Origin of the sequence: Paractinoplanes hotanensis, assembly GCF_023717965.1 — a bacterium.
Taxonomy (GTDB): domain Bacteria; phylum Actinomycetota; class Actinomycetes; order Mycobacteriales; family Micromonosporaceae; genus Actinoplanes; species Actinoplanes polyasparticus.
On record NZ_JAMQOL010000074.1, the window covers coordinates 49161 to 74002 of the forward strand.

Here is a 24842-nt window from a genome sequence, read left to right on the forward strand (position 1 = left end):
CCGAAGAATTCCTGGCGGATGAGCGTCATGGGCCTGGCGAAGGGGACCGGACGTCACAGCTGTGCGCCGTTGCGCGCGTCGATCGCCAGCACGACCTCGTCGCGGAAGGCCTGGATGGACAGGTGCAACGCGGACGCCGTGTAATCGGTCCTCGCCCGCCGGGGCACGTCCGTGGTATACACCCGCCCGTCCGACTCCCACTTCTCACGGCCGCCGTCGAGCAGTTTGACGTCACTGTGCCCGTACATCTTGAAGTACCCGTATGTGTACGCCGCGAACCAGTTGTCGTTGTCGCCGTAGAGAATCACGGTGTCGTGATTGCTGATGCCGCGCTGGGACAATAGCCGTGAGAACTGCTCATGGTCGATGAAGTCGCCGCGGACCGGGTCCTGCAGGTCGCACTCCCAGCCGATCTTGACAGCGCCCGGGATGTGCCCGCCGTCGTAAGCGGTGGTGTCCTCGTCGATCTCAACGAAGACCACACCGGGGGTGGCCAGGTTCTTCTCGGCCCACACGGCCGAGACGAGCGCAGAGTCACGACCCATCAATCGTTCTCCTTCATCAACATTCAGCAAAGTCTGCTCATCTGCGGCCATGTCAGGAACAACGGAAGTGCCGACCTGGGCTTCAACCGCCGCCCCACGTAAATCAAAGAACCGGCTGAACGGCCGGGTCGTCGCGGCAACGACGGTGTGCCGTGAGACATCGATCACGTGGATTCGCTGCTCACCGGTGAAGCCGACGCGAACCGGCACGTCACATCCTCGGGAGGTCGGCTCGGCCGGCGTGGCCCTGCCCCGCTCGCCTTTCCACCTCCCCGAGAGCAGTTCCTTCAACCCCGACAGTGGAGGAGTTCAGCGTGCCCGCCGGTGCCCCCATCGTTCGTGCCACCCTCGCGGACCGAGACGTGGTCGCCGAGGTGCTGGCGTCGGCGTTCGCCGATGATCCGGTCTTCTCGTGGCTCTACCCCGATCGCCGGCGGGTGGCTCGGCTGCGCCTGCTCTTCGGGGCGCTCGCCGCGCACGCGATCACGAGTGGACACACCTACCTGACCGCGGACGGCGCCACGGTTGCGCTGTGGTCCGCGCCGCACAGCTGGAAAGTGCCTGTTCCGACGCTTCTGCGGGCCGCTCCTCGCATCGTCGCCTCGGCCGGTGTCCGCCTGCCTCGGGTGCTGCGCCGCCTCAGCGAGCTCGAAGGACACCATGCCCGCGCGCCTCAGGATCACTGGTATCTGGAGTTCATCGGTACACGGCGGTCGGCACAAGGACGGGGACATGGTTCCCGGCTCCTGGCCGACGGCATCGACCGGTGCGACTCACCGATCTACCTGGACACGCCCAACCCGCGCACCCTGCCGTTCTACCGAAGGGCCGGATTCACGGTGACGGAAGAGCTCAGCTTCCCCACCGGGCCGCCGCAATGGGCACTTTGGCGGCAGGCCTGACGCGTCGCCACGGTCCACCTCCTGGCCCCGAGTGAGCCGCGCGGTCGGCGGGCGGCTTCGCCCCGCCGCCGCTCGGCATCTTCTGGAAGCGGGATCAGGTGTGGACCAAGGTGTGCGGCCGCGCCGGAACGCGGGGCCGACGGCAGAAGTAGACGAAGGCCGGTGGGGCGTTCGCGATGACCGTCCGGCTGATCACCACCTCGTCGAAGCGGGCGCTGAGGGACTCGCGCAGCCGGCGGGCGGACGGAGCCCACCGGGCGAACGAGTAGGCGAAGGTGGTGAACGCGCCGTCCGGGGCAAGGGAGCCGGTGACCGCGGTCAGCAGCTCATCCTGCTGGTCGGCGGAGAACGCCGCCCACGGCAGCCCGCTCACGATGACGTCCGCGTGCCGGTGGCCGCGCTCGGCGAGCAGCTCAGGCAACCGGCGAGCGTCGTCCACGGCGACCTCGACCCCCGGGAACCTCGCGGCCAGCGTCCGCGCGAACCGGGTATTGATCTCGACGGCCAGGTGATGCCCGCGGCCCGCGAGCCGGCTCTGAACAGCCGCGGTGAACGCCCCGGTGCCGGGCCCTAGCTCGACGACCAGCGGGTCGCCGGTGTGCGGCACGGGCGCTCCGATCAGGTCGGCCAGCCGCGCGCTGCTGGGTGCGACAGCGGCGACGGTCAACGGGTCGCGGAGAAACTCGCGCAGGAACGTGGTCAGTCCCTCGGCTCTCATGCCCTGACTCCTTGCCCGTCGGCGCGCGCCGACGTCTGCGCGCCGGCCGCGTTCAGGACCCGCGCGAGCCAGCCGGTGCGGGTACGGCGCGCCTCGGCCGAGACTCGCGCCTGCGGGAACAGCGCGTCGAACCCGTGGAAGCCGCCGGCCCAGACATGCAGCTCGGCCTGCCCGCCCACAGACCAGATGCGGCCGGCGTAGGCGACGTCCTCGTCCCGGAACGCCTCGGACGTGCCCGCGTCGATGTAAGCGGCCGGCAGACCGGACAGGTCGTCGGCGATCGCGGGTGAGACGTAACCAGGCACGTCGGCGGCGTCGGTGTCCCCCAGCACCGACCGCCAGCCGAACTCGTTCATCTCGCGGGTCCAGACGCCCGGTCCGCCGGCGTACTGCCGGCTGGAGACGGTGTCGTTACGGTGGTCGAGCATCGGGCAGATCAGCACCTGGGCGGCCAGCGCCGGGCCGCCGCGGTCACGGGCCATCAGGGCGACGCCGGCGGCAAGGCCACCCCCGGCGCTGGCACCGGCGACGACGATGCGGGCCGGATCGATGCCCAGCTCATCGGCGTGCTCGGCCACCCACCGCAGGCCGTGGTAGCAGTCCTCGACCAGGCCGGTTCCGGTGGATTCGGGCGCCAGCCGGTACTCGACCGAGATCACGGTGGCGCCGAAGGTCTCGAGCCAGTCCAGCGGGATGTCGATCTGCGAGTAGCGATCGCCCATCACCATGCCCCCGCCGTGCATCCAGTAGACGCAGGGCACCGCGGCGCCGCGGTCGGAGGCCGTGGAGCTGATGATCGACAGTGCCAGCGGCGCGCCGTCCGGGCCGATGATGCTGACCTCCCGGCGGTTCACGGCACGACCGTCGAGCGCGGTTTCGGCCGGCGTCACGGCGAAGGGGCGGATCTGGGCGAGCATCTGCACGTCGAGATCGACGGCAGGCGGCATGCCCGCGAGGAGCGTGCCCAGCTCAGGATCGAAGGGTGGATGGGGAAGTGCCATGGCGTACTCCTGTCGCGATGGTGGAACGGGTTCGGATCCGGTGGCCGGCTTCAGAAGGCGGCCTTGCCACCGATCGGCACCTCGTCGGAGTACGCCGACTCGCCGGCGAGCAGCGTCTGGAGCTTCGCGACCAGACCCTGTGCCGCGTCGGTGGCGAAGAACCGGCTGTGCGCCTCCGTCGTGGTCCAGCCCTCGGTGACGTGGATGACGTCCGGGTCACCGGCCGAGCGGCCGACCAGGAAGACGACGCAGTCGTCGTTCTCCAGCGACGGCGCCTTGAGGAGGAAGTCGACCACCTCGCCGCCCCTACCGGGCTGCGCGGTCATCGTGGCGTGGAAACCGTGGCCGATCGTCATGGTGGATCTCCTTGCTTGTCGACGTGCCCGCTCGCCCCGCGGCGGCCGGCCTCGCTTGTCGAGATCAACTGTGAGCCTGGATCGGTACTTCGTCCTCAGTCATCTGACGCTGCAAAATCGGGCCGGCTCGCACCGGCGACGCAACAACGATGACTGCGGTCCAGCCGGACGAGCGGGCCGGACCGCGAAGCCGCACCGTGCCGCGAGACGGTGTCGCGACCGCCTACGTCACCGGGGGGAGGTCGGGGCCGAGGGTGCCCAGCTGTTCGTGGGCCACGACACGTTCGACCGGCCAGGTGAGGCCGGGCGGAGGCCAGGACTGCCCGGTGGCGGTCAGGAAGCTCGCCGGCGGCTCGTAGACCGGCGGCTGGGCGCCGTCGGGGATCAGGCTCGCCCAGCCGGCCCCTTCGGTCCGCGCGGTGAACTCGTCCTTCAGGGCGGCCAGGCGGTCGGGCTGGGTGATCAGGTCGATCGCGGTGGCGGCGAGGTACTTGGCGGAGGCGACGGTCGCCGCGTGGCCGATCCCCGAGCCGGCGCTCGCCGTCACGGCCCAGTTGTGGTGCGGCACGCCGGGTGGGAAGGCCGCGGTCAGGACGAAGACCGTGGGCGTACGCCAGCTGACGTCGGCCGAGTCGGTCGACGGCCCGCCCAGGAACGCCGACGCCGGAGGGCTCAGCGGCGCGACGGTTGTCGGGAGACCGACCTGGGGTTTGCCGAGGGCGCCCTGGAGTTGCCGGGCCAGGGCCTGATCGGCGTCGGTGAACTGCGGCGGACCGATCTGACGCATGTTGTCGTGGGCCAGTTCGGCGCCGGCCCGGTTGCCCAGCGAGTTCCACGTCGCGGTGTGGAACTTGTGCAGCAGTCTCGTCTGGCTGGCGGCCGCGGCGGCCCGCGCGGCGGTGGCGATCTTGTCGTAGAGCACCCGGGCGCGGGCCGGGCTGCCCTCGCGGACGAAGAACCAGATCGCGCACGTGTCGGGGGTGACGTTCGGGGCGCCGCCGCCGTTGACGATCGCGTAGTGGAAGCGCCCGGCCGGGCCGACGTTCTTCTCGCGCAGATACTCGGCCATGGTGGCGAGCATCAGCGCACCGTCCAGGCCGCTCTTGTTGCCCAGCGGCGCGCCGCCGTGGCCCGCGGCGCCGAGGAAGGTGAACGTGGCCGAGATCAGCGCGCTGGTGGTGTTCCAGGTCGCCGTGGTGGCGTTGAGCGGATGCCAGTCCAGATAGGCGTCGAGGCCGTCATAGACACCGGCCTTCACCGCGTACGGCTTGCCGACGAGTTGCTCCTCGCCGGTCGAGCCGAAGACCTTGACGGTCGCCCGGTGCCCGTGGGCGGCGATGGCTTTGCTGACCGCGATCGCCGCTCCCACCGATGCCGCGCCCAGCGTGTTGTGGGCGTCGCCGTGGCCGGATCCGATCGTCGGGCCGTACGCGTCGTAGTGATAGTCGAGCGGGTCGTGCTGGCCGACGCCGCGTCGCTGGGAGAGTCCGGGCAGAGCGTCGTACTCGGCGTTGAAGCCCAGCACCGGGCCGCCGGAGCCGTAGGTGGCGACGAACGCCGCGGGCAGCCCGGCCGCACCCCAGCTGATCCGGAACCCGTGCCGGCCGAGCAGTTCCGCGGTGGCCAGCGACGACTTCCACTCGCGCAGCGACAGTTCGGCGAAATCCCAGATCCGGTCGCTCAGGCCCGTCAGGGCGGCGGAGTTCGCCGCGACCCAGGCCAGCGCGGTCTCCTTCGCGGGCGTCGACGTGGCCAGCCCCGCCGCCGCCCGGTAGCCGACCGGATCGAAGCCGACCCGTTCGTCGTACCCCAGTGTCGCCGCCAGGACGGGGTCGGCCGCGGCGATCGCCGCCGTCGTGGCGGTGGCGCTCAGCCCGAACATCTTCAGTACCCGGCGCCGATCCGTTCCCTCAATGGTCATACCTTTGTAGACGGAAGCGGATCGGCCGAATTCAGCCGCGCGCCGCGGTCCTGACGGTGGGGTCAGCCCGGAGCGGACCGGCCCGGCCCGGACACGATGAACTCGACACGGGACGGAGACCCGGCGACATGAACGCGGACCACGACGTCCTGCTCCTCGAGCTCCCGCAGCAACCGGGTGAGCGTGACCGGCGGTATCTGCGGAAGGTCGCGCTGAATGTCGGCGTAGCGCCGCCCCTCGTGCCGGGAGAGTGCCCCCGGCACAGCCGCCTGCAACGGCGGGACGCCGGCTCCCGGGGCAGATGCCGGCGAGCCCTGTCGCTCCCGGGCAGTTCGTATTGTCCGCACAACGCTGCAGACGGATGTCGACCGCCGGCATTCAATCCCGCCACCACTGTGATCGATCCGGACCGGATCACTTGGTCACGACCGGTGACGGACGCCGGCCTTCGTCCGATGTCCGCCGGGGCAGTTCGTGTTGTGCTTCCGTGCGGGCTTCCCCGGAACCGCCGGTGGGCTGCCTACGCTTACCGGGATCACCACGGCAGGCGACGGAGCAGCCCGACGGAGGGCGGGGCGGCGCAGAGGCAATCCTTCTGCGGCGTGCATCCGGCCGGGCACCCGACGTCGGCGGCCGCCGGTTGCCGTCGGCCGATCCCGGAACGGTCGACGTCCGGCCGCTCGGAGGGCTCATCCTCGCGTACGCTTCTAGACCCTGCTATGTCGTCATTGTCGGACAATCCTGTCATTTCAACGTCGCCGAGCAGCGCGTGGAATCATGTTCTTGAAGACGTGAGAATGCTCCGTCCCTTCACCGCTGCTGCAACTTGATGGCCGCAGCCGGGATCGGAACTGCGGGCGCCGTGGCGAGTTTCTCCGGGGGGGGTGAGCGTATGTGGGGGTGGTCGGCGCTTCCGAGTGTCGGCACCAGGGGCTTGTGGCTCGCGGTGATGGGACCGCTGCGGGTACGCCGGGCCGACGCCGAACTGGACCTGGGGCCCCGTCAGCAGCAGCTTCTTCTGGCGCTGCTGCTCGCCTACGCGGGACGGACCGTACCTCTCGGTGAGATCGTGGACGCGCTGTGGAAAGAGCCACCCCCGAGCGCCGTCAACGTGGTGCAGCGTCACATCGGCCGGTTACGCCGCCTCTTCGAGCCTGATCTCACCGCTCGGTCGGCGGGCCGATGGATCGTGAGCGAGCCGGCCGGATACCGCCTGCTGGCGGACGCCGGCTGTCTCGACCTACTCAAGTTCCGCGCTCTGACGGATCAGGGGGCGGCTGCCGAGCGGGCCGGACGCACGGACGAGGCCCTGTCGCACTACGTCACGGCGCTGCCTCTGTGGCGAGGACCCTGCGCGAGCACGCCCGAGCTTGAGTCGTATCGGCCCTCGGTCTTCGCCGCGATGGATCGCGAGTGTGTCGATCTGGTGCGCCGGACCGCGCGGTTGGCGCAGCTCAGCGGCGACGTCCGCCCGGTCCTGCCGGCGCTGCGACGAGCCACGGAACTGCACCCGCTCGACGAGGACCTGCACGCACAGCTCCTCCTCGCGCTCTCCACCGACAGCAAGCAGGCCGAGGCGATCGCGAGCTACCAGGCCATCTGCCGGCGCCTCGCCGACGACCTCGGCGTCGGGCCCAGCGAAGAGCTTCGTGACGCGTACGCCCGGGTGCTGCGAGCCGCCGGCACACCTCCGGCTCCGGCGCGCGCCGACAGCCGGCCCGTCGTGCCTCGACGACAGCCGGACGTACCCGTTCCCCTCACCTCGCCGCACCGGTCGATCCTTCCCGCTCAGCTGCCGCACGACCTGTCGCAGTTCACCGGACGCGACGAGGACCTGCGCCGCGCCGCCGGCATCCTGGACGGGCATGCCGCCGCCTCGCCGACCGTCCCGATCCTCGCCGTCGACGGCATGCCGGGCATCGGCAAGACGACGTTCGCCGTGCACCTCGCCCATCAGCTCGCCGCCTCGTATCCCGATGGCCAGCTGTACATCGACATGCGCGGCTTCGATCCCGGCGGCGCCGTTCTCCCGGCCGACGCACTGCAAGGGTTCCTCAACGCGTTCGGTGTGCCGGACTCCGAGATTCCCACCGATGCGCAGGCCCGGATCGGGCTCTATCGCAGTGTCCTGTCCGGTCGGCGCGTGCTCGTCGTCGTGGACAACGTGCGCGATGTGGAGCAGGTGTGGCCCTTGTTGCCGGGCGCGGCCGGTTGCGTGGTCCTGGTGACCAGCCGCAGGCGGCTCACCGCGCTGGCGACCAGCTTCGGAGCCCACCTGCTGACCCTGGACGTGCTCTCGGCCGAACAGTCCCGGGAACTCGTCACGTCACGCACGGGCGCCGCACCGACGCCGGCCGAGCGGGACGCCATGGACCAGATCGCGGAGCGGTGCGGCGGCCTGCCCTTGGCGCTGGCTGTGGTCGCCGCGCGCGCCCTGACCGATGCCGGCAGCCTCCTGCCGGACATCGCCAAGGAACTGGAACATGCGAGAAGCAACCTCGACGGCTTCTCGGGCGACGATCTGGAGAACCAGGTGCGCGCCGTGTTCTCCTGGTCGTACCAGATGCTCAGCCCTCGTGCCATGCACATGTTCCGGCTGTTGCCGGTGCATCGGGGACCGGACATCACCATGCCGGCGATCGCGAGCCTGATCGGCGCCTCCCCGGCCGAGACCCGGGTCCTGATCGGCGAGCTCATCCGCACCAGGCTGCTGACCGAGCACGTGCCGGGACGGTTCGCGGCCCACGACCTGATCTGTGCCTACGCCGGCGAGCTCAGCCTCGAGGCCGAGCCGGACACTGTCCGCCGGCAGGCAGTGGACCGGCTCGCCGACCACTACCGGCAGAGCGCCCACGACATCGTCCGGCATTTCGCCCCCGCGCTGTCCGTGACGCCGCCGCCGGTGCTGAACGGAGTGACGACGACGGAGACGTCCACTCTTGCCGATGCCACGGCATGGTTCACCGCTGAGCGGCTGGTGCTCAAGTCCCTCATCCAGAGCGCGATCGAGGACGGCAGGATCGAGGTCGCCTGGCATCTTGCGGTGAGCATGCAGGTCTTCATGCAGCACGAGGGCTGGTGGCACGACTGGGCAACCATCGCACGAGCGTGTCTGCACGCCACCGTCGACGCCGGCGACACCCTCGGCGAGGCGTACATGCGGCGAAGCCTGGCCGGCGCAGTGCACAGCCTCGGCCGCCAGGAGGAGGCCCTCAGCCTCCTCGCGGACGCGCTCCGGCTCTTCACCGAGCGGGGCAGCCGCGGCGAGCAGGCGCTGGTGCACCGGAACCTGGGACAGGTCCACGCCTGGCGTCGCGATCATTCCGCCGCGATCGAGCACTTCGAGCAGTCTGTACGCATCTTCGAGGCCATCGGTGACGTCTCCAATCACACCAGCGCCCTCTACTGCCTGGCCGACGCGCACGCCCAGTCCGGACGACACGACGAGGGCATCGCGCTGGTGCGACAGGCGCTGGCGATGTGTGATCGCATCGACGACGCGCTCGGCCGGGGACAGTGCTACCTCACCCTGGCCGGTATCCATGAGGTGCGGACGGATTATCACGAATCGGTTCGGCACTATCGGCTGGCGATCGATGCGTACAACAAGGCCGGTTCCCGGACCAGCACCGCCCAGTGCTATCTGCACTTCGGTGACACGGCGCACCGGTTCGGCGACCACGACACCGCCCGCGGCGCCTGGGAGGAGGCCCTCGCCGTCCTGGCCGATGTCGCCCCTCCGATGGCGGACGAGGTTCGCCGGCGCCTCACGGACCTGGACGGCGCGGCGTGACCAGCGGACCGCTCCCGAGGACTCTCGCGCGGTGAGCCGGACGTCGCCGCTAGGCAGGCATGTCGACGGTTCCGCGCCTCGATCTCCCGCACCACCTCGTCCCGGAAGGCGCGGATCAACAGGTCCGACGCGGACGCCGTATGCCTGGTCCGCTCCCGCTGGGGCGCCTCCGTGGTGAACGCCCGCCCGTCGCGCTCCCAGCCGATCTTGACGGCGCCCCGGGAGGTGCCCGCCGTCGTAGGTGGTGGCGTCCTCGTCGTCCGGGCCACGATCTGCTGGAGTCGATCCCGGCAGGACACCGTCACGGGAGCCTGCCCTCGTAAAGGTTGACGTACTTGGGGTAGAGGACGGCCGCCTCGGCGCCGAGCCGGGCCGGGTCCACCGCCTCATGGCCGATCCGCGCCTCGGGTGGAATCTCGTAGGAGGCCGGTACCAGCGTGTTCGCCGCCGACATCTCCAGAGCGACCGTCCTTGCGCGTTCGCGATCGATGAACCGGTCCCGGGCCGAGGTCACCACGGCCACGCTGGCCAACGCGGACAGCTCGGCGCGAGTGTCGAGAAGCCGCGACAGCCTCAGGAACTCGGCCAGCACCGCGTAGTCGAAACCGACCGGATGCCGGCGGTCCGGGAGGATGCGCTGCCCGTACAGCGAGATGAACGGTTTGACCAGCACCGGCGGGAACTGCTCCGCCCCGGGCTCGAAGAACGGCGCCACCATCAGCAGGCGCCTCACCTGGCCGGGCCGCGTGGTGGTCAGCCACGCGGCGAGCACCCCTCCGGCCGACGCGCCGACCACACCGGCCTCCCGGCCCAGGGCGGCGGTGATGTCCATCGCGGAGCCGGCGAACGCGGTCAGCTCGGATGCGGTCAGCTCCCGGTCAGCGTCCGGATCCGTCGTGCCGTGCCGCGGCAGCAACGGCACATGGACGTTGTAGCCGCGTGCGTAGAACATCTCGGCGAGTCCGTCGAACTGCTGCGGGCATCCCAGATAGCCGTGCAGCAGGAGCACGGCCTTGGCAGTGGCCGCCGCATGCAGCAATGCGAACGACCGGCACTCCGTGCGGATCCGCGGTTCCGCCCGCTCCGCCTGATACCGCGCGTCGATGTGCGCCACCGCCTGGGCGAAGGACAGCGACCGCGGCTCCGGGCGCAGACCCGTATCGTCGAGCGGACACGCGTACAGAACGCCGATGGCCGCGGCAAGCACCGTCACGATGATGACGGGCACCATCAACAGCCGGCGGATTCGAGTCGTCATGGGCGATACCTCCGCCTGAGACAACGCACACCGCGCCGGAGCCTTCATTCTGGCCCGACTCCGCCCGCGGCCGACCGGGCGCGGACACCGGATGCGGGGCGGGCAGCAGCACGGGAGGCTCGCGCCGCGCGGACCTCCCCGGCTGGAACGTGCGGCGACGATCAGCCGGCGCCCTGCTCAGCGTTACGCAGAACCGTGACTCCCTCGGCGAACTCCACCCACTGCGCGTCGGTCCACCCGAGCGACGCCGGTCCCTGAGCGACGACGTGGTGGCCCTTCGTGTCGGGGAACGACACGCTCACCGTCGACGTGCGGTCGGCGTTCACCGGACGAGAGATCGACCCGTCCTTACCGTTGACCGTGACCTTGGCGGTCGTCTGCGCGAGGTCGGAGCCTTCCATACCCCACGCCTTGAGGTCCTCCTCGGTGATCGGGCGGTCGTCGCCCGCCGCTTCCTTGGATTCCAGCATGATCACGATCTTGCCGACCCAGTCGTTGACGTCCTGGTTCTTGAAGCCCTGAGGCGCCAGCGTCAGCACGGTGTTGCTGCCGCCCTGGATCTCCCAGCCCTCGGGCACCGACTTCACCGTGTAGCCGGGAACCTGCTTGCCGGTGTAGGCGACCAGCTCGATGGCCGGCAGCTGGGTGCGCGGGGACGTCCCGGTGGTCGCGCTGTGCGTCAGGGACGCGGGTGGCGCGGTAGCGGCCCGCGGCGCAGCCGGGTCGGCCAATCCGTTCGTGACCACGGCGCCGGTCGCGGCGGCCACCACGGCCAGCCCGGCGGCGCACGCCCACGCGCGGGTCCGTAGCCGCTTGTGCAGCCGGCGGCGTCCCCGAACGAGGTCCGCGGCCGGGTCGACCGGCCCGTCCTCGATCGCCACCGCGCTGTCCAGGAGCATCTTCATCTCGTTCATGGGTTCGTCCTCTCGATCCGTTGGCCGCCCGCCGCGTGTAACGGCGCGGGAAGGAGGAGGCGCAGCTTCGCGGTCCCCTTGGCGGCCTGACTCTTGACCGTGCCCTGGCCGCAGCCGAGCATCCGGGCGGTTTCCTCGATGCTGAGATCCAGCCAGTAACGCAGGACCACGACGGCCCGCATCTGTTTGGGCAACGCCGCCAAGGCAGCCCGCACCTGTTCCCCGACCGGGCCGAAACGACCGTCGTCCAAGCCCGTGATCCCGTCCGGGCCCTCATGGGCAGGCAGATCCGGGAGATCAGGCGTCGACCGCTCCCGGCGCCACCATGGGCGTCGAGACTCGTCGATGTGACTGTTCAGGACCGTGCGCCTGGTGTACGCCAGGACCGTTTCCGGCCGATCCAGCTTCGGCCAAGCCACATACAGCTTGGACAGGGCGGTCTGCACCAGGTCCTCGGCCCGGTGGTGGTCCCCTGCGGTCAACAGGCCGGCGAACTTGAGCAGTGACGTTCGGTGAGTGCGGACGAACGTCACGAACTCGTCGTCACGGGTGGGACGCGGCATGTAGGTACCTCCTTCACCACCTCTACGAGCCGGCCACCCTCCCAGGTTGTCCGGCGGGTTTTCGCAGGCGCCGGACCAGCGCGTACGCGCGCCGGATCGCGTCGCCGGCCGGGGAAGACGAGCGCCACCCGCTCGCCGTGGCGCACGACCCCGGTCGGCCGGCCGGCCGGGCGGGCCGGCGCGGTGGTCACACGAACAGCGGCTCGGCCCGGGACCGATCGGCCAGGTCGTCCATCGCCTCGTCGGTCGGGCGCTGCTCGTACCGCTCGGCCGCGTCCAGCAGCCGGGGCAGGATCTCGACGTCGCCGGTGGTCAGCAGGAAAGCCTGCGCGCGGCCGAGGACCCAGTGCACCGCCAGGTCGATGTCGGCCTGGTCCCGCAGTGGTTCGTACCAGGTCGCGGCGGTTCTCGGGCGGCCGTCCCAGCGACGCAGCGCCAGGCTCTTGATCGTCTGGAGGGCGACCTGCCGTTCGGCGCACACCGCGGCCAGCGCCTCGAACGTCGTCGCGTACCGCGGGTCGCGCATCTGCACGTGGTTGTACGGGGCGAGCACGGAGTCGAATGGGAACACGGAGTCGAATGGGAATCGGTCCAGGCCGCGGCGGTGCATCTCGGGCGACAGCCCGTGTCCGGTCACGCCGTCGAGGCGCACGAGGCCCTCCTCGCGCGCCTCGACGGCCGCCTCAAGGGCGCCGTTCGGTCCCAGAGCGGTCTCCCAGTCGATGACGTCGACGAGGTTGTGCAGCTGGATGGCGTATATCCGGTCGACTCCCAGCCGGTCCAGCGAACGGCGGATCTGTTCGCGCGCTCCGCGATAGGTCCGCTCATCGGTCTTGGTCGCCAGGAAGAACGCGCCGGGGTGGCGCCGCAGCCAGGTCGCCACCCTGAGCTCGGCGTCGCCGTAGCCGGCGGCGACGTCGATGTGGTTGACCCCGTGCCGCACCAGCAGGTCGAGGGCACGGTCGGCGTCGGTCTCGGCGACGCTGCCGAGGGCCGCGGCGCCGAAGATCACCCGGCTGGACTCGTGCCCGGTCGCTCCAAACGGCATCCGAGGAATCACCCTGCGAGCGCAGGCCGTGTTTCGTAGTCCGGTCGAGTGCGAGGCGAGGTCCGAGGGTGATTGCCGGCCACGTCGATCCAGAGGGACAGCGACGCTCCCCGATCAATCTGACCACCGGGAAGGACGTCGACGCGTACGGTGTCAGGCCTTTCCGGGCTCGTCGCCGACGGCGATCGGTGCGCCGATAAGCGAACCCCATTCGGAGAACGAACCGTCATAGTTCTTCACATTGGCGTGGCCAAGCAGTTCAGTGAGCACGAACCACGTGTGCGAGGAACGCTCACCGATCCGGCAGTACGCGATGGAGTCCTTGCTGCCGTCCAGGCCGGCGGCGCCGTAGATCTCGGCGAGCTCATCGTCGGACTTGAACGTGCCGTCCTCGTTGGCCGCCCTGCTCCACGGCACACTGATCGCGGTCGGGATGTGCCCGGCGCGCTGCGCCTGCTCCTGCGGCAAATGCGCGGGCGCGAGCAGCCGCCCGGCGAACTCGTCCTGGCTGCGTACGTCGACCAGATTCTTCTTCCCGATGGACTGCAGGACCTCGTCGCGGAACGCGCGGATCGACAGATCCGGCGCCGACGCCTGGTACCGCGTCATCAGCCGGCTCGTGACGTCCGTGGAATACGGGCGGGCATCGCGTTCCCACTTCTTGCGACCACCATCGATCAGCCTGACGTCGCGGTGGCCGTAAAGCTTGAAGTACCAGTACGCGTAGGCCGCGAACCAATTGTTGTTACCGCCGTACAGGATCACGGTGTCGTCGTTGGCGATCCCCCTGTCCGACAGGAGCTTGCCGAACTGCTCCTGGTCGACGACGTCGCGCCGGACCGGATCCTGCAGGTCAGCCTTCCAGTCGATCTTGATCGCGCCCGGAATGTGGCCGCCGTCATAGGCGGTGGTGTCTTCATCGACCTCGACGAAGACGACCCCGGGCGTATCGAGATTCTTCTCGGCCCATTCGGCAGACACGAGCGCGGTGTTGCGGCTCATCATGTGCCTCCTCGCAGTGGGCGATGTCGCCCGACTAGATGAACGCGAGACGGACGCGTTCCTTCAAACCGTCTCCGCGAACGTTGCTCGGGGACAAAGTCGAAAATGAACCGTCACCGGGTGGGAAATACGACCGCGCCGTATCTGTCCAGCGGGACGTCCAACCGGCCGGCGGCACCGTTCCCCTTGTCTCATGGTGGATTAGACGGAGGGGTCGGGGGGATCGCACAGGCCAAGACAGACCTCGCGCCGCGACCACTCGTGAACGCCGGCTCACTGGCCGACGTGGGCTGTGCCGGTGACAGTGGGCAGGCCGGCGTCCGCGGCTCTGGTGAACTTGTCGTCGACGGCGACGACGTGGCGGCCGGCGCGGGTGAGCAGCGCGGCGGCGATGGAGGCGCGGTAGCCGGCGGCGCAGTACACCCAGACCTCCCCGTCCGGTACCTCGTGGAGACGGCCGAGGAGTTCGTGCAGAGGAATGTGTACGGCTCCGTCGATGCGGGCCTCGGCGGCTTCGAGGTTGCGGCGAGTGTCGAGGATGACGATGGGCCGGTGGTGGCGGACCTCGGCCAAGTCGGCGAACGTGGCCCGAGGGTAGGTGGCGAGGTTCTCGCCGCCGCTCCAGTCGGTGGGTCCGCCGGTGGCGTGTGCGGCTGGCCGGTCGATGCCGATGCGGACCAGTTCACGCTGGGCCTCGGCGATCTGCTGCGGGGTTTCGGCGAGCAGGGTGAGGGGGGTGCCCCACGGGATGAGCCAGCCAAGGTAGGTGGCGAAGCCCCCGTCGAGGCCGAAGTTGAGAGTGCCGGCGACGTGACCGGCGGCGAATGCGACGTGGTTACGCAGGTCGACGACCCATTCGCCGTCGGCGAGGCGCTTGCGGAGCTGCTCGGCGTCCGCGCGTTGCGGGGCGGACAGATCCGCGTCGCCCGGTCCGGCGGAGTTGGCGGGTGCCATGTGGGCGTAGTAGGCGGGCCAAGCGTCGAGGCCGGCCAGCAACTCATCGACGAAACTCTGTTCGTCGCGGGTCAGAGCCGGGTTGACCAATTTCTCCTGCGCGATGGTCGACGCGGTGGTGTCGCTCTGGGTGGCGGAACAGAAACTGCCGAAGCCGTGGGTGGGGTAGACCTGGGCGTCGCCGGGCAGCATCGACGCGAGCCTGTGCGCGGAGGCGTACTGGTGGCGTACGAGGTCGTGGGTGTGGGCTGGGCCGAATAGGTCCGGGCGGCCGACGGAGCCGTAGAGCAGGGATCCGCCGGAGAAGACGCCGATCGGTCGGTCGGTGTCGGTGAGTGCGTAGGCGAGATGGGTGTGGGTGTGCCCTGGAGTGCCGATCGCGGTCACGGTCATCGAGTCGCTCACGATGATGACATCGCCGTCGGACACCGGGACGCGGTCGAAGGTGACCGGGTCGTCGGCGTTGACGTGGTACGCGGCGCCGGTGTGCTGGGCGAGGGCGTACCCGCCGGTGACGTAGTCGTTGTGGATGTGGGTCTCGAGGACGTGGGTGATCCGCACGCCGTTCGCGGCGGCCAGATCGAGGACGCGGTCGATGTCTCGTTGCGGGTCGACGACGAATGCGACTCGGCCGTCGTGCACGAGGTAGCTGCGATCGCCAAGCGATGGTGTGTCGATGGGCAGGATGGATGGCACGGTTGGGACTCCTTGGCTGGCGGGATGCGGCACTCGAACTATCTACACAGGACGATGGTTGGCTGGGGCGGTGCCGGCGGCAACTGCGCCGGGTGCGGCCGGTAGAACGGCGTTACGACGAGCGTCCGTCGGATTGCGGCCGGGCGAGCGGTGGGCCAGTGCGCCGGTGGCGGAGATCCCGCCATTCCGGCCTCGGTACCGAGTGCGGCGACGGTGCCTGCGGCTGCTCCGCCGTCTGGCGCGCGTCGCCAGGCCGCCGGCCGGATCCGACACATCGCCCTTATCGGGTAAGGCTGTCCGACTTGCTGGTCCGGCTGAAGGTGGAGGCAACGGCCCGTATTAGCGAGATGTGACCGACGGGCATCAGACGGGCGAGAGCATCCGGCACCTTGGCGCTGCCGGCGATGAGCAGGCGAGCCTTGCGTCTGGCGACGGCGTCGAGGATCTGCCACGCGGCCTTCTCCGGGGCATAGGTGAGCAACGCGTCCAGTCGGCGCGCGTTTGCCTCGGCCTCCTCCACTGGTACGCCACTGCCGATGTTCGCATTTCTGGCGATACGGGTTCGGATGCCGCCCGGATGCACGGTGGTGACACCGACGCCGTTGTCCGCGAGTTCACTGCGTAGCACCTGGCTCAATCCGCGAAGAGCGAACTTGCTGGCGCTATAGGCGCTCTGACCGGCCGGAGCGATCAGTCCGAACAGGCTGGAGACGTTGACCAGATGGCCGCCGGATGCGGCGGTGAGCGCCGGCAGCAGCTTGTGGGTGAGCAGCATCGGGGCCCGGAAGTTGACGTTCATGACCCGTTCGAATTCCTCGACTGTCACCTGGTCGAACCGGCCGCTGAGGGCGACCCCGGCGTTGTTGATCAACAGGCCTACGGCCGGGTATTGGGCGAGGATCGTGGTGGCGACGCGGTCGACCTCGCCCCGGTCGGAGAGGTCAGCGATCTTCGGTTCGACGTTCCGCTCAGGGTGGTCCGTCCGGATCCGTTCGGTGACGGCCATCAGCCGGGTCTCGTCGATGTCCACCAGCACCAGGTTGCTGCCGCGAGCGGCCAGAAGGTAGGCGAGTTGCTCACCGATGCCACTCGCGGCGCCGGTGAGCACCCCGGTTCGTCCGTCGAATCGGTATGGGGGGAGCCTGGTCATGAAGTGTTCTCCTTGCTTTGGGACGCGAGCGCTGGCTCGGTCGCCGAGCTCATCGCTCGACGGGTTCCAGTTCGTCGACGAGCGACCGGCACGCCGGCGAGCCGGCCGGGTATGTCATTCAGGACTGTCTTGAGTGTCGTATCCAGCCAGCTAGATCGTCGGGTAGCGGTGACTCATAGACGTTGATGCGGCGTTTGGTATTGAGGTAAGGGCCGAGTTCCTACCAAGGTGCGCAGCTCGGCCTCGAAGGTGGGCACCGGTGGTGTCGGCGTGCGCAGAACCCGGGTCGCCGACGAAGCTGCTGCTGCTGCTGCTGACCGTCACTGTCTGCCGACCTGAATCGCTCTGTCGGCAGGCTGCTCATCATCGCGGATCACCGCGTGGTGGCCGTGTCATTGGTACAGACGTGTGGAACAGGCCGCGATTCACGTCACCGGGCGAGTTTCGATGGGCATGCGGCTACATTCTCGTCCGTCAGTGCGGTCGCTGGAGGCCGACATCGCCGGCACCGCTGATCCGACGGCCTCGGCGGCGCTGGCGAACTGCGCAGACGGGTGACGTCGTCACCTCGGCGACGCCCGCTGCCACAGCACTTACGTCGGGGCGAGCACGTCACCGGAGCGCCGGACGGTCGGAGACCCCGCAGCAGCGCGCGTCAGGATGTCACCATGACGCCGGCGTACGACACCCCCGCGACAACGATCCAGGCGCACAGCCCCAGAACGGCTGTACGCCCTCCGGTCCGAGCCAACGTGGGCAGGTGCACCGCGGTGCCGATTCCGAACAGGGCCACGGAAAGCAGCAGATGCTGCGCCACTCCCATCCCGTCGAGCACGCCTTCGGACAGCCAACCGGTGCTGCGGAGGAAGACCATCGCGACGAAGCCCACGACGAACAGGGGAACCAGCGCCGGCCTCTTTCCGTGTCCTCCAGCGCCGGCGGAATCCGGCACCTGCCCGTTGGTGGCCGAGACCCAGCGTCGCCGCAGCCCCCAGGCCACCACGGCGACCAGCGGAGCGAGGAGCAGGATCCGCAGCATCTTCACCACGATGGCGTCACCGACAGCCGCCGGGCCGGCGGCGCTCGCGGTCGCGACCACCTGTCCCACGTCATGTACGCTTGCTCCCACCCAACGCCCGAACTGAAGGTCGTCGAGTCCGAGTGGATGCTGAAGCAACGGAAGCACGGCGATCGCCAGAGTGCCGCAGAGCGTCACCACAGCGACTGACGCCGCGGCGTCATCCTCGTCGCTGTCAGTCGCCGCGCTGACTGCCCCGATCGCCGAGGCTCCGCAGATCGCGTAGCCGACGGCGATCAGCAGCGGCTGGTCACCTCGCACCCCGATGCGGTGGCCGAGCCACCAGGTGCCGACGAAGGTGACGACCACCACGACAACGACCATCGCCATGGTCGGCAGTCCTACCTCCCGTAGTTTCCCGATGCTCAGGTTGATTCCCAGCAGCACAACCGCCAGCCGCATCAGCCGTTTGCCCGCGACGCTCAGGCCCGGCCGGGCGACGCCGCGCACACCGTCGCGGATGACGGGAAGGTGGGCGACCGCTATACCCAGCACCATGACGGCGGTCAACGTCGGCACGGCGGGCATCGCCCAATGCACCCCCCAGGCAGCGGCGGCGCCTAGTGACGCAACCATCAGGCCCGGCGCGATGCGCCGCACCGAGCTTCCCGTGTGCACCGGGGTTGTGTTCATCGGCTCTGTGTGGACACTCGCGTTCTGTTCAAGACTCATCGGTGTGCCGGCCCATACACCCGACGGATACTCGACCCGCGGGCGGAGATGTCGGCTCCGTAGACGTGCAGGGACACCGCCTTGCCGACCCCTCCGTTCCAGACCCGGTGGAGGTCGCCCGGCGGGGCTAAGCCGCACACGTCGCCCGCCCGGTTGACGGTCTGCTCGGTCGCGACGAGCGCGGGGATGTCACTCGAGCCCAAGCTGAAGCGCTGCTCATGCTCCTCACCCCGATAGACCCCGGTGACGCACCAGGCAAGGTGATCGTGGATCTCGGTGCGCTGTCCGGGAAGCCAGACAAGGGCCACGACCGAGAATCCGCGCTCGGCGTGCAAGAAGTGCTGACGGTATCGATCCGGATGACCCTCGCGCTGCTGAGGGGTCAGCAGATCGGTCGCTCCCAAGTGGGCAGCCAGCCGCTCGCCCACCAGGCGAACGGTCCGGGAGGGCGGCTGGTCGGCGTCCACGATTTCGCGGACTTCCTCGATGTACCGGGAAAGACGGGGTGTAGCGGTCATTCGTCAAGCATGACCATTCCGAAACATGGCGTCCAACAACAGCTATTTGGGCGTGATGAAGAGTCGCTTATGAGTGCCCGGCGGTCCGTTGGCCGGCAACCGATGACAACGCCTCCAGCATTCGGGCGGTGGCAGGAATGCGCAAGTGGTCGCGCAGGACGTAAGCGGACACTTGACGCCGTGAGATCGGCGACAAAGAGCGCCCCTTGATCGTGTCACCATGAAGAAAGGAAAGTGTCAATCCGGGCATCATTGCGACGCCCAAGCCCTGAGCGACCAATGAGTGAATCGTGAGAATATCGTCGATGGTATACGTGATGTCGGGTACGAATCCCAGCTGGGCGCACTGATGTAGAAGGTTGGCGCGGCACCGCGGACATCCGGCGATCCACCGCTCCTCGGTGAGGTCCACGAGCTCGAGGGCAGGACGATCGAGCAAGGGATGGCCCGCCGGCAGGAGAACGGTGAGCTGGTCCTCCAGCAACGGGATCTCCACCAGCTCGTCCGGCGTCTCATCCCGCAGCCCGGGGTAGGCGAAGGCCAGTGCGAGGTCACTTTCGCCCTGCGCTACCCGCCGCAGCGAGTCGGGCGGCTCGTCCTCCAGCAGCTCCACCCGGATCCCGGGACTCTCAGCGGCCAGCAGGGCCATGGCCCTCGGGAGGAGCGTCGCATTGGCACTGGGGAACGCGCATACCCGGACTCGGCCGGCCCGCAGCCGGGCGACTGCTGTCATCTGTTCCCAAGCGATGGACATGCTGCCAAGAATGTCCTCCGCATGCCGAGCCAGGGTCTCGCCCGCCTCAGTCAGCCGAAATCCCCGGCCGGCTCGGGTGAACAAGGGAGTGCCGGCCGCGCGCTCAAGCGCCTTCATCTGTTGACTGATCGCGGACTGGGTATAACCCAAGGCCCGTGCCGCCGCAGTGTATGACTGGGTACGCACCACTTCGTGGAATGTCGTGATATGGCGAGAGTCAAACACGATCAGGATTCCGTCCAGTTGTTGAAGTAGTCGATACCGTGCCTCTGTCCACCCCCACCACGTATGACCATCACGGTCGTTCAACGGCGCCAGCCGAGTGGCCGCCCCGCCAGGACACGACCACCCGGCGACCTCGCCTGCGCGGTGACCGTGACGTCGGTCAGCGTCTTGGTGGTGTGGTTGACGGGCTGGACCCGCCAGGTGGCCGAGGCCGGCCTGCACGTGCCCCGGGCTCGCAGCTCTTGCGGGAGCCGTAGAGGCCTGACATTTGCAATCCGTCGCCTCACTTCTTGCCCCACTCGTTCACAGTGGCGTCCGCCGACCGACCGGGGCCACCGACGCCGTCCCTACAATCAATAAACGGCTAGACCTTGCCTGAATTCACGCGCCGATCAGAGATCGCCTCGGTTGACGGCCACCATCGCCGGCTGTCCCCACGGACAGCCGGCCCCTGCGGCGCCGCCTGCGGGTCGTGGCCTCCAGCGACGCCGAGCAACGAGGTGACGCGAGTCCGGAGCACAGTGCTCCCGTCAAGGTGCACCGGATCGGATCTTCCACCCGATGCTGTTGAAGACTCAGCGGTCGCCATCACCATGAGGACCATTCGGTCTTGCCGAGGGAAGGTGCGGCCACAGCAAGCGCCGCCGGGTCCTGGCCAGATCATCGCGGCGGATGATCGCCAGGCGTCTCCTGGCCTCACGATCCAGCGGAGGGATGAGCTCGGACATAGATGATCTCTGGAGTGCTCGGAGACCCAGGTGTCAAGGATGACCGTCAGTTTCAGACGAACGCTCAGACGTGGGAATCTCAAGACCGACACCGGTAGCCGGTGGCCGGAATCTCGCAGCGTTCGTCAAGCGCGATGACTTCGCCGTCAAGGGAACGCAGCGCTTCTCGCGCGACACAATCACACCGGCACGGTCGAACCCGTCGGTGCCGGGGATGATCGCAGGCGACCGTTCTGACCGGCCGGTGAAGAGGGGGCCACTCGGTACGTTAGAACCATCGGCGCCACCAACTTCCGTACATGCCGTAGGAGACTGGCCGATGAAACGACTGACCCTTTCCCTCGCCGCCGCGCTCGCGTTGGTGGTTCCCGCCGTTCTGATCGATGCCCCCGCCGCCCACGCCAACCCACTCGGCCAGACCAACGGGTTCTACGTGAACACGCTATCCGGCCCGGCGGCGTGGGTGGCCGCCAACCCCCAGGATGGACGCGCCGCCGCGATCCGGTCGCAGATCGCTCAAAAGCCGATGGCCAGTTGGTTCGGCAACTGGAGCGGCAACATCGCCGATGCCGTCAGCGCGTATGTCGGGGCTGCGGACGCCGTCGACAAGCTGCCGATCCTGGTGGCCTACAACATTCCTGGTCGCGACGCCTGCGGCGGTCACTCCGGCGGAGGCGCCGGTAGCGTCGCCGCGTACGACTCCTGGATCTCCTCCTTCGCCGCCGCGATCGCCGATCGGCCGGCCGTGGTGATCCTCGAGCCGGACTCGCTGGGCGACTTCAGCTGCATGGGCCAGGCGCAGATCAACGACCGCGTCGGCATGCTGTCACGCGCGGCCGGGCAATTCCGCGCCAAGGCGCCGAATACTTGGGCCTACCTGGACGCCGGAAATCCAGGCTGGATCAACGCCCCGACAATGGCACAGCGCCTCAACCAGGCGGGCGTCGCCGATGCCCACGGTTTCGCGCTGAACGTCTCGAACTACTTCACCACCGGCGAGAACGCCGATTACGGCGACCGGCTCGTCAGCGAACTACGGCGGTACGGCCATAACAAGCCGTTCGTCATCGACACCAGCCGTAACGGAAACGGCTCCAACGGCCAGTGGTGCAACCCGCCCGGCCGCCGGATCGGCACCCCGTCTCAACTCGGCGGCGGCGCCGAGATGCTGCTCTGGCTCAAGACCCCGGGCCAGTCCGACGGCAACTGCGGAGTGGGCTCCGGCTCCTCCGCCGGCCAATTCCTTCCCGAGGTGGCCTACAAGCTGATCTACGGCGCCTAAACTCCTAACACGTTGTCAGGTAGCCGCTGGTCACGGCGGTGGTCAGGTCGGGTGAGCGGCGGGTGGCGCGGGCGATGTTGGTTGCGCCGTTGGTGCGGTGCCAACGGGTCTCGCGGCGGCCGTGACCTGCGTCCAGCGAAGCCGCTTCAGCTGTTTGAACAGGGTCGGCTGGTTGCCTTTCGTCTGCGCCATCAGGTGTGCTCGGCGGGTGGTGACCTCGCGGGCGTGACCGGTCTGGGTGAGCAGCGCATCGAGCCCCCTGCCAGGTGCCGAGCACGGCCTCGACGACGTCGAGCAACGGCGCGAACGACGTAATCTCGTTGCTCTTGGTGTCCGCGGTGACCTGGGCGAGTACGAGTCCGGTGGCGATGTCCGGCCCGGACTGCAGATGGAGCGGACAGCAGATGGAACTGCCGGCCGTCACCCAGGCGGGCGCCACGCAGGGTTTTGCCGTCCGCGGCGATCACCGTGCGATACCGGCGGGACAGCGGGACCGGCTGGCGGGGCCCGGGTGTGCAGCCAGCCGGCGAGAGTGGCCAGGGTGGATTCACGGTGATCATCAACGGGTGGCCGCACCACGCACTTATACCCCTCAGGGGTATATGCGGCAACGGACTCAGCATTCGGGAGGCAGACATGGAGATCGACGACGAGACCCTGAGCGGTGTCATCAAGAGGCTGCGGCGAGCCGAGGGACAGATCCGCGGAGTCATCGCCATGCTGGAGTCCGGCCGCGACCGCACCGAGGTGGTGACCCAGCTCGCGGCGGCGTCCCGTGCGCTGGACCGCGCGGGCTTCAAGATCATCGCTACCGGATTGCGTCAATGCGTCGTTGCGGAACAGGAGGGCGAGGAACCGACCGTCGACGTCGCGCAATTGGAAAAGCTGTTCCTGTCGCTGGCCTGACCGCCCGCCGTCGGGGCAGCACGCCTGCCACGGCGGCCCGTGGCTCACGGTCCTCATGGGCGGTCAGCCCGTGGGCGTTATGACCGCACGTCGTGCCGGTGCAGTTCAGCAATCCTTGGCGAGGCGGACATCCGCGCCGTCGCCAGCAGTACAGGCACGCTTCCGCACAGCAGGGCCCGGCCCGGCTGGTCGCAGAGTTCCCATCGGCCGGATCGAGCCGTCTCTGTCGACAATGGTTGGCCGGCATCGTCGAGCTGACGTGCCCCAGCAGCGACCGGTTTCGGTCCGCCTTCGACGGCAGCCGAGTCCGGTCCAAGTCACGCCCTGGTCCGCCTCGACGGCGTCCACCCCGACGACCCCGACGCCGCCCTTATCCCCCCGCCCGGGATCGACGTCGATGACATCACCGCCGCGTTTCGCCACGCCGTCGAAACCATCTCCTTCACCACCCCCGCGCATCCCGACTACCCCCAAGGCTGGGACATCCGTTGGGGTGACCCCGACACAGGCTTCGACGCCAAGCCGCTCACCCTTGCCGGAGACGGCAGCATCACCGACGACATGATCAGCGACTACCTGGCCAACGCCGGATACCTCGCCAAGTACGCCACCAAAAGCACCGAAGCCACCGGCTTCCCCTCCACCCGTATCACCAGCGACACCATCGACGAACACGACCCCGACGGCGACCACATCGCCCGGCTCATCACCGCCTGCTGGCGACTCGGCCGCCCCATCCCCCAACCGACCGCCCGTAGCCAGCCACCCGCCGACCGACCCACACGGTCCAACGGCAACCCGTTCGGCGAGCCCTGGGACTGCCCGGACTGCGGCACCCACACCCGATACCGGGCCTGCCCCGTCTGCGTCGCCGAGCGTCAAGGCAGCCTTGACAGCAAAACGGCTAACACCGGCACGCCCACCAATCCCTACGTCCGGCTACGCCGATGGGCCCACCGCTTCGGCTTCGCCGGGCACTTCCTCACCAAAACCCGCCGCCGCGTCGTCCGGTTCACCCCCCTGCGCGACACCCGGATCAACTTCCGCCGCGCCGAAGACCAGGCCGCCGCCGCCATGGCCCAGTCGCAGGCACGACGGACGGCGAGTCGCACAGCCGGGTAATCACAGACCTAGTAAGCAAGATCAGGATCGGATCGATCGGCAGACCCCTTGACTCGTTCCATGAGAAGCGCACCTCTCTCCCGGAGCCAAAGGCATGCGAATCAGAATCGCATCGCCTGGCTCAGAGCATACGTCTATTCGAGACTACAGGTCCGCCGCCGCGACATGCTGACGGATGGCATCCGGCGGCGTTTTTGGCGCACCCTTGAACTGTGGACACCTTGCGTCGAGAGGACATTCTCGGCAGATACGCAAGAATTTTGCTATCGCGACGCGTCGAGGTCGAGGTCGAGGCTTGGCCTTGGCTTGAGGCCGTTCTGCCAGCGCAGCCTTGTCTGGACCTGCAAGTGCAAGCGCCCTCCGCCGCTGAACCTGCACCTCGCGGAGGTTCATCATCCGCGATCATTCGCGCGCAGATAGGTCAGCACGGCTTGAACGCGGCGGTGCTCGCTGTCGATGGGAGCGATACTCAGTTTGCGAAAGATCGACGTCACATGCTTTTCAACGGAAGCGTTACTAATGAGCAAGGTTTCAGCCACGCCCAAATTCGACAGACCTTCGGCCATAGCCGCTAGCACTGCCAGCTCGCGGGGCGTCAAATGCTGGAGGGGACCCTCACGTTTGCGGCGCCCGAGCATCCGTGCAACCACTTCGGGGTCCAGTGAGCTGATCTCAGCAAGATCCGGTTAGGTATTTGTATTCGAAATGGGTGAGGTGCAGCGCGGCGGTGACGATG

At 68.6% G+C, this 24842-nt stretch carries 21 protein-coding genes and 1 pseudogene; 5 read left to right on the forward strand and 17 right to left on the reverse strand.

Going from position 1 to position 24842, the window contains the following annotated elements; translation table 11 throughout:
* Positions 1 to 68 precede the first annotated feature (68 nt).
* Positions 69 to 545 (reverse strand): annotated as a pseudogene (locus LXN57_RS42690) (sulfurtransferase); the annotation flags it as partial.
* A 314-nt stretch (positions 546 to 859) separates the two neighbouring features.
* Between LXN57_RS42690 and LXN57_RS42695 the strand changes: the two are divergent.
* On the forward strand, positions 860 to 1447 hold the full coding sequence (locus tag LXN57_RS42695; RefSeq protein ID WP_251804014.1) for a GNAT family N-acetyltransferase: 588 nt from the start codon (positions 860 to 862) through the stop codon (positions 1445 to 1447).
* A 94-nt stretch (positions 1448 to 1541) separates the two neighbouring features.
* On the opposite strand, the gene LXN57_RS42700 is transcribed toward LXN57_RS42695, so the two are convergent.
* The 5 genes from LXN57_RS42700 to LXN57_RS42720 form a co-directional block, all read right to left on the reverse strand.
* Entirely contained in the window at positions 1542 to 2165 is a 624-nt protein-coding gene (locus tag LXN57_RS42700; protein ID WP_251804015.1) for a class I SAM-dependent methyltransferase, read from the reverse strand.
* The gene (locus LXN57_RS42705; RefSeq protein ID WP_251804016.1) at positions 2162 to 3166 is read right to left on the reverse strand and encodes an alpha/beta hydrolase; all 1005 of its coding nucleotides are present in this window, start codon (positions 3164 to 3166) and stop codon (positions 2162 to 2164) included. Before LXN57_RS42705 ends, LXN57_RS42700 begins: the two co-directional genes overlap by 4 nt.
* A 50-nt stretch (positions 3167 to 3216) precedes the next feature.
* Positions 3217 to 3522: a putative quinol monooxygenase gene (locus LXN57_RS42710; RefSeq protein ID WP_251804017.1), complete on the reverse strand. Its 306-nt coding sequence runs from the start codon at positions 3520 to 3522 to the stop codon at positions 3217 to 3219.
* Positions 3523 to 3745: 223 nt separating this feature from the next.
* Complete coding sequence (locus LXN57_RS42715) at positions 3746 to 5443, reverse strand: peptidase dimerization domain-containing protein (RefSeq protein WP_251804018.1); 1698 nt, start codon at positions 5441 to 5443, stop codon at positions 3746 to 3748.
* A 62-nt stretch (positions 5444 to 5505) separates the two neighbouring features.
* Entirely contained in the window at positions 5506 to 5706 is a 201-nt protein-coding gene (locus tag LXN57_RS42720; protein WP_251804019.1) for a winged helix-turn-helix transcriptional regulator, read from the reverse strand.
* Between the two features lie 686 nt (positions 5707 to 6392).
* On the opposite strand from LXN57_RS42720, the gene LXN57_RS42725 reads away from it, so the two are divergent.
* Positions 6393 to 9236: an AfsR/SARP family transcriptional regulator gene (locus tag LXN57_RS42725; protein WP_251804020.1), complete on the forward strand. Its 2844-nt coding sequence runs from the start codon at positions 6393 to 6395 to the stop codon at positions 9234 to 9236.
* 301 nt (positions 9237 to 9537) lie between these two features.
* Here LXN57_RS42725 and LXN57_RS42730 read toward each other — a convergent pair whose 3' ends face one another.
* From LXN57_RS42730 to LXN57_RS42775, 10 genes are all read right to left on the reverse strand, one after another.
* Entirely contained in the window at positions 9538 to 10494 is a 957-nt protein-coding gene (locus LXN57_RS42730) for an alpha/beta hydrolase (protein ID WP_251804021.1), read from the reverse strand.
* 161 nt (positions 10495 to 10655) lie between these two features.
* On the reverse strand, positions 10656 to 11408 hold the full coding sequence (locus LXN57_RS42735) for a hypothetical protein (protein WP_251804022.1): 753 nt from the start codon (positions 11406 to 11408) through the stop codon (positions 10656 to 10658).
* On the reverse strand, positions 11405 to 11971 hold the full coding sequence (locus tag LXN57_RS42740) for a SigE family RNA polymerase sigma factor (protein ID WP_285904740.1): 567 nt from the start codon (positions 11969 to 11971) through the stop codon (positions 11405 to 11407). The genes LXN57_RS42735 and LXN57_RS42740 overlap by 4 nt, the downstream gene beginning before the upstream one ends.
* Before the next feature lie 187 nt (positions 11972 to 12158).
* The gene (locus LXN57_RS42745) at positions 12159 to 13019 is read right to left on the reverse strand and encodes an aldo/keto reductase (RefSeq protein WP_251804024.1); all 861 of its coding nucleotides are present in this window, start codon (positions 13017 to 13019) and stop codon (positions 12159 to 12161) included.
* Between the two features lie 153 nt (positions 13020 to 13172).
* Complete coding sequence (locus LXN57_RS42750) at positions 13173 to 14021, reverse strand: sulfurtransferase (protein ID WP_251804025.1); 849 nt, start codon at positions 14019 to 14021, stop codon at positions 13173 to 13175.
* A gap of 273 nt (positions 14022 to 14294) precedes the next feature.
* Entirely contained in the window at positions 14295 to 15671 is a 1377-nt protein-coding gene (locus LXN57_RS42755) for an MBL fold metallo-hydrolase (RefSeq protein WP_251804026.1), read from the reverse strand.
* A gap of 280 nt (positions 15672 to 15951) precedes the next feature.
* On the reverse strand, positions 15952 to 16821 hold the full coding sequence (locus LXN57_RS42760) for an SDR family NAD(P)-dependent oxidoreductase (protein ID WP_251804027.1): 870 nt from the start codon (positions 16819 to 16821) through the stop codon (positions 15952 to 15954).
* A gap of 655 nt (positions 16822 to 17476) precedes the next feature.
* Positions 17477 to 18532 (reverse strand): YeiH family protein, encoded by a 1056-nt coding sequence (locus tag LXN57_RS42765; protein ID WP_251804028.1) that lies wholly within the window; start codon positions 18530 to 18532, stop codon positions 17477 to 17479.
* Between the two features lie 35 nt (positions 18533 to 18567).
* The gene (locus tag LXN57_RS42770; protein WP_251804029.1) at positions 18568 to 18999 is read right to left on the reverse strand and encodes a cysteine dioxygenase family protein; all 432 of its coding nucleotides are present in this window, start codon (positions 18997 to 18999) and stop codon (positions 18568 to 18570) included.
* Between the two features lie 157 nt (positions 19000 to 19156).
* A complete protein-coding gene (locus LXN57_RS42775; RefSeq protein WP_251804030.1) occupies positions 19157 to 20152 on the reverse strand; it encodes a LysR family transcriptional regulator in 996 nt (331 codons plus the stop codon).
* Positions 20153 to 21010: 858 nt separating this feature from the next.
* Here LXN57_RS42775 and LXN57_RS42780 point away from each other — a divergent pair.
* From LXN57_RS42780 to LXN57_RS42790, 3 genes are all read left to right on the forward strand, one after another.
* Complete coding sequence (locus LXN57_RS42780; protein WP_251804031.1) at positions 21011 to 22078, forward strand: glycoside hydrolase family 6 protein; 1068 nt, start codon at positions 21011 to 21013, stop codon at positions 22076 to 22078.
* Between the two features lie 636 nt (positions 22079 to 22714).
* Positions 22715 to 22984 carry a metal-sensitive transcriptional regulator gene (locus tag LXN57_RS42785; RefSeq protein ID WP_251804032.1) on the forward strand — a complete coding sequence of 90 codons (270 nt, stop codon included), beginning with the start codon at positions 22715 to 22717 and terminating at the stop codon, positions 22982 to 22984.
* Positions 22985 to 23308: 324 nt separating this feature from the next.
* Entirely contained in the window at positions 23309 to 24106 is a 798-nt protein-coding gene (locus tag LXN57_RS42790; RefSeq protein ID WP_308206703.1) for a replication initiator, read from the forward strand.
* 392 nt (positions 24107 to 24498) lie between these two features.
* Here the strand turns inward: LXN57_RS42790 and LXN57_RS42795 are convergent, their stop codons facing one another.
* A complete protein-coding gene (locus LXN57_RS42795) occupies positions 24499 to 24744 on the reverse strand; it encodes a response regulator transcription factor (RefSeq protein WP_285904741.1) in 246 nt (81 codons plus the stop codon).
* Between the last annotated feature and the right edge of the window lie 98 nt (positions 24745 to 24842).

Bases quoted from the DNA above. Each gene is read 5' to 3' on its own strand.
- LXN57_RS42705 (WP_251804016.1), bottom strand. From the start codon at position 3,166: ATGGCACTTCCCCATCCACCCTTCGATCCTGAGCTGGGCACGCTCCTC.
- LXN57_RS42780 (WP_251804031.1), top strand. From the start codon at position 21,011: ATGATCGCAGGCGACCGTTCTGACCGGCCGGTGAAGAGGGGGCCACTC.
- LXN57_RS42765 (WP_251804028.1), bottom strand. From the start codon at position 18,532: ATGAACACAACCCCGGTGCACACGGGAAGCTCGGTGCGGCGCATCGCG.
- LXN57_RS42735 (WP_251804022.1), bottom strand. From the start codon at position 11,408: ATGAACGAGATGAAGATGCTCCTGGACAGCGCGGTGGCGATCGAGGAC.
- LXN57_RS42745 (WP_251804024.1), bottom strand. From the start codon at position 13,019: ATGCCGTTTGGAGCGACCGGGCACGAGTCCAGCCGGGTGATCTTCGGC.
- LXN57_RS42760 (WP_251804027.1), bottom strand. From the start codon at position 16,821: ATGACCAGGCTCCCCCCATACCGATTCGACGGACGAACCGGGGTGCTC.
- LXN57_RS42785 (WP_251804032.1), top strand. From the start codon at position 22,715: ATGGAGATCGACGACGAGACCCTGAGCGGTGTCATCAAGAGGCTGCGG.
- LXN57_RS42750 (WP_251804025.1), bottom strand. From the start codon at position 14,021: ATGAGCCGCAACACCGCGCTCGTGTCTGCCGAATGGGCCGAGAAGAAT.
- LXN57_RS42730 (WP_251804021.1), bottom strand. From the start codon at position 10,494: ATGACGACTCGAATCCGCCGGCTGTTGATGGTGCCCGTCATCATCGTG.
- LXN57_RS42725 (WP_251804020.1), top strand. From the start codon at position 6,393: ATGGGACCGCTGCGGGTACGCCGGGCCGACGCCGAACTGGACCTGGGG.
- LXN57_RS42740 (WP_285904740.1), bottom strand. From the start codon at position 11,971: ATGCCGCGTCCCACCCGTGACGACGAGTTCGTGACGTTCGTCCGCACT.
- LXN57_RS42710 (WP_251804017.1), bottom strand. From the start codon at position 3,522: ATGACGATCGGCCACGGTTTCCACGCCACGATGACCGCGCAGCCCGGT.
- LXN57_RS42715 (WP_251804018.1), bottom strand. From the start codon at position 5,443: ATGACCATTGAGGGAACGGATCGGCGCCGGGTACTGAAGATGTTCGGG.
- LXN57_RS42700 (WP_251804015.1), bottom strand. From the start codon at position 2,165: ATGAGAGCCGAGGGACTGACCACGTTCCTGCGCGAGTTTCTCCGCGAC.
- LXN57_RS42795 (WP_285904741.1), bottom strand. From the start codon at position 24,744: ATGCTCGGGCGCCGCAAACGTGAGGGTCCCCTCCAGCATTTGACGCCC.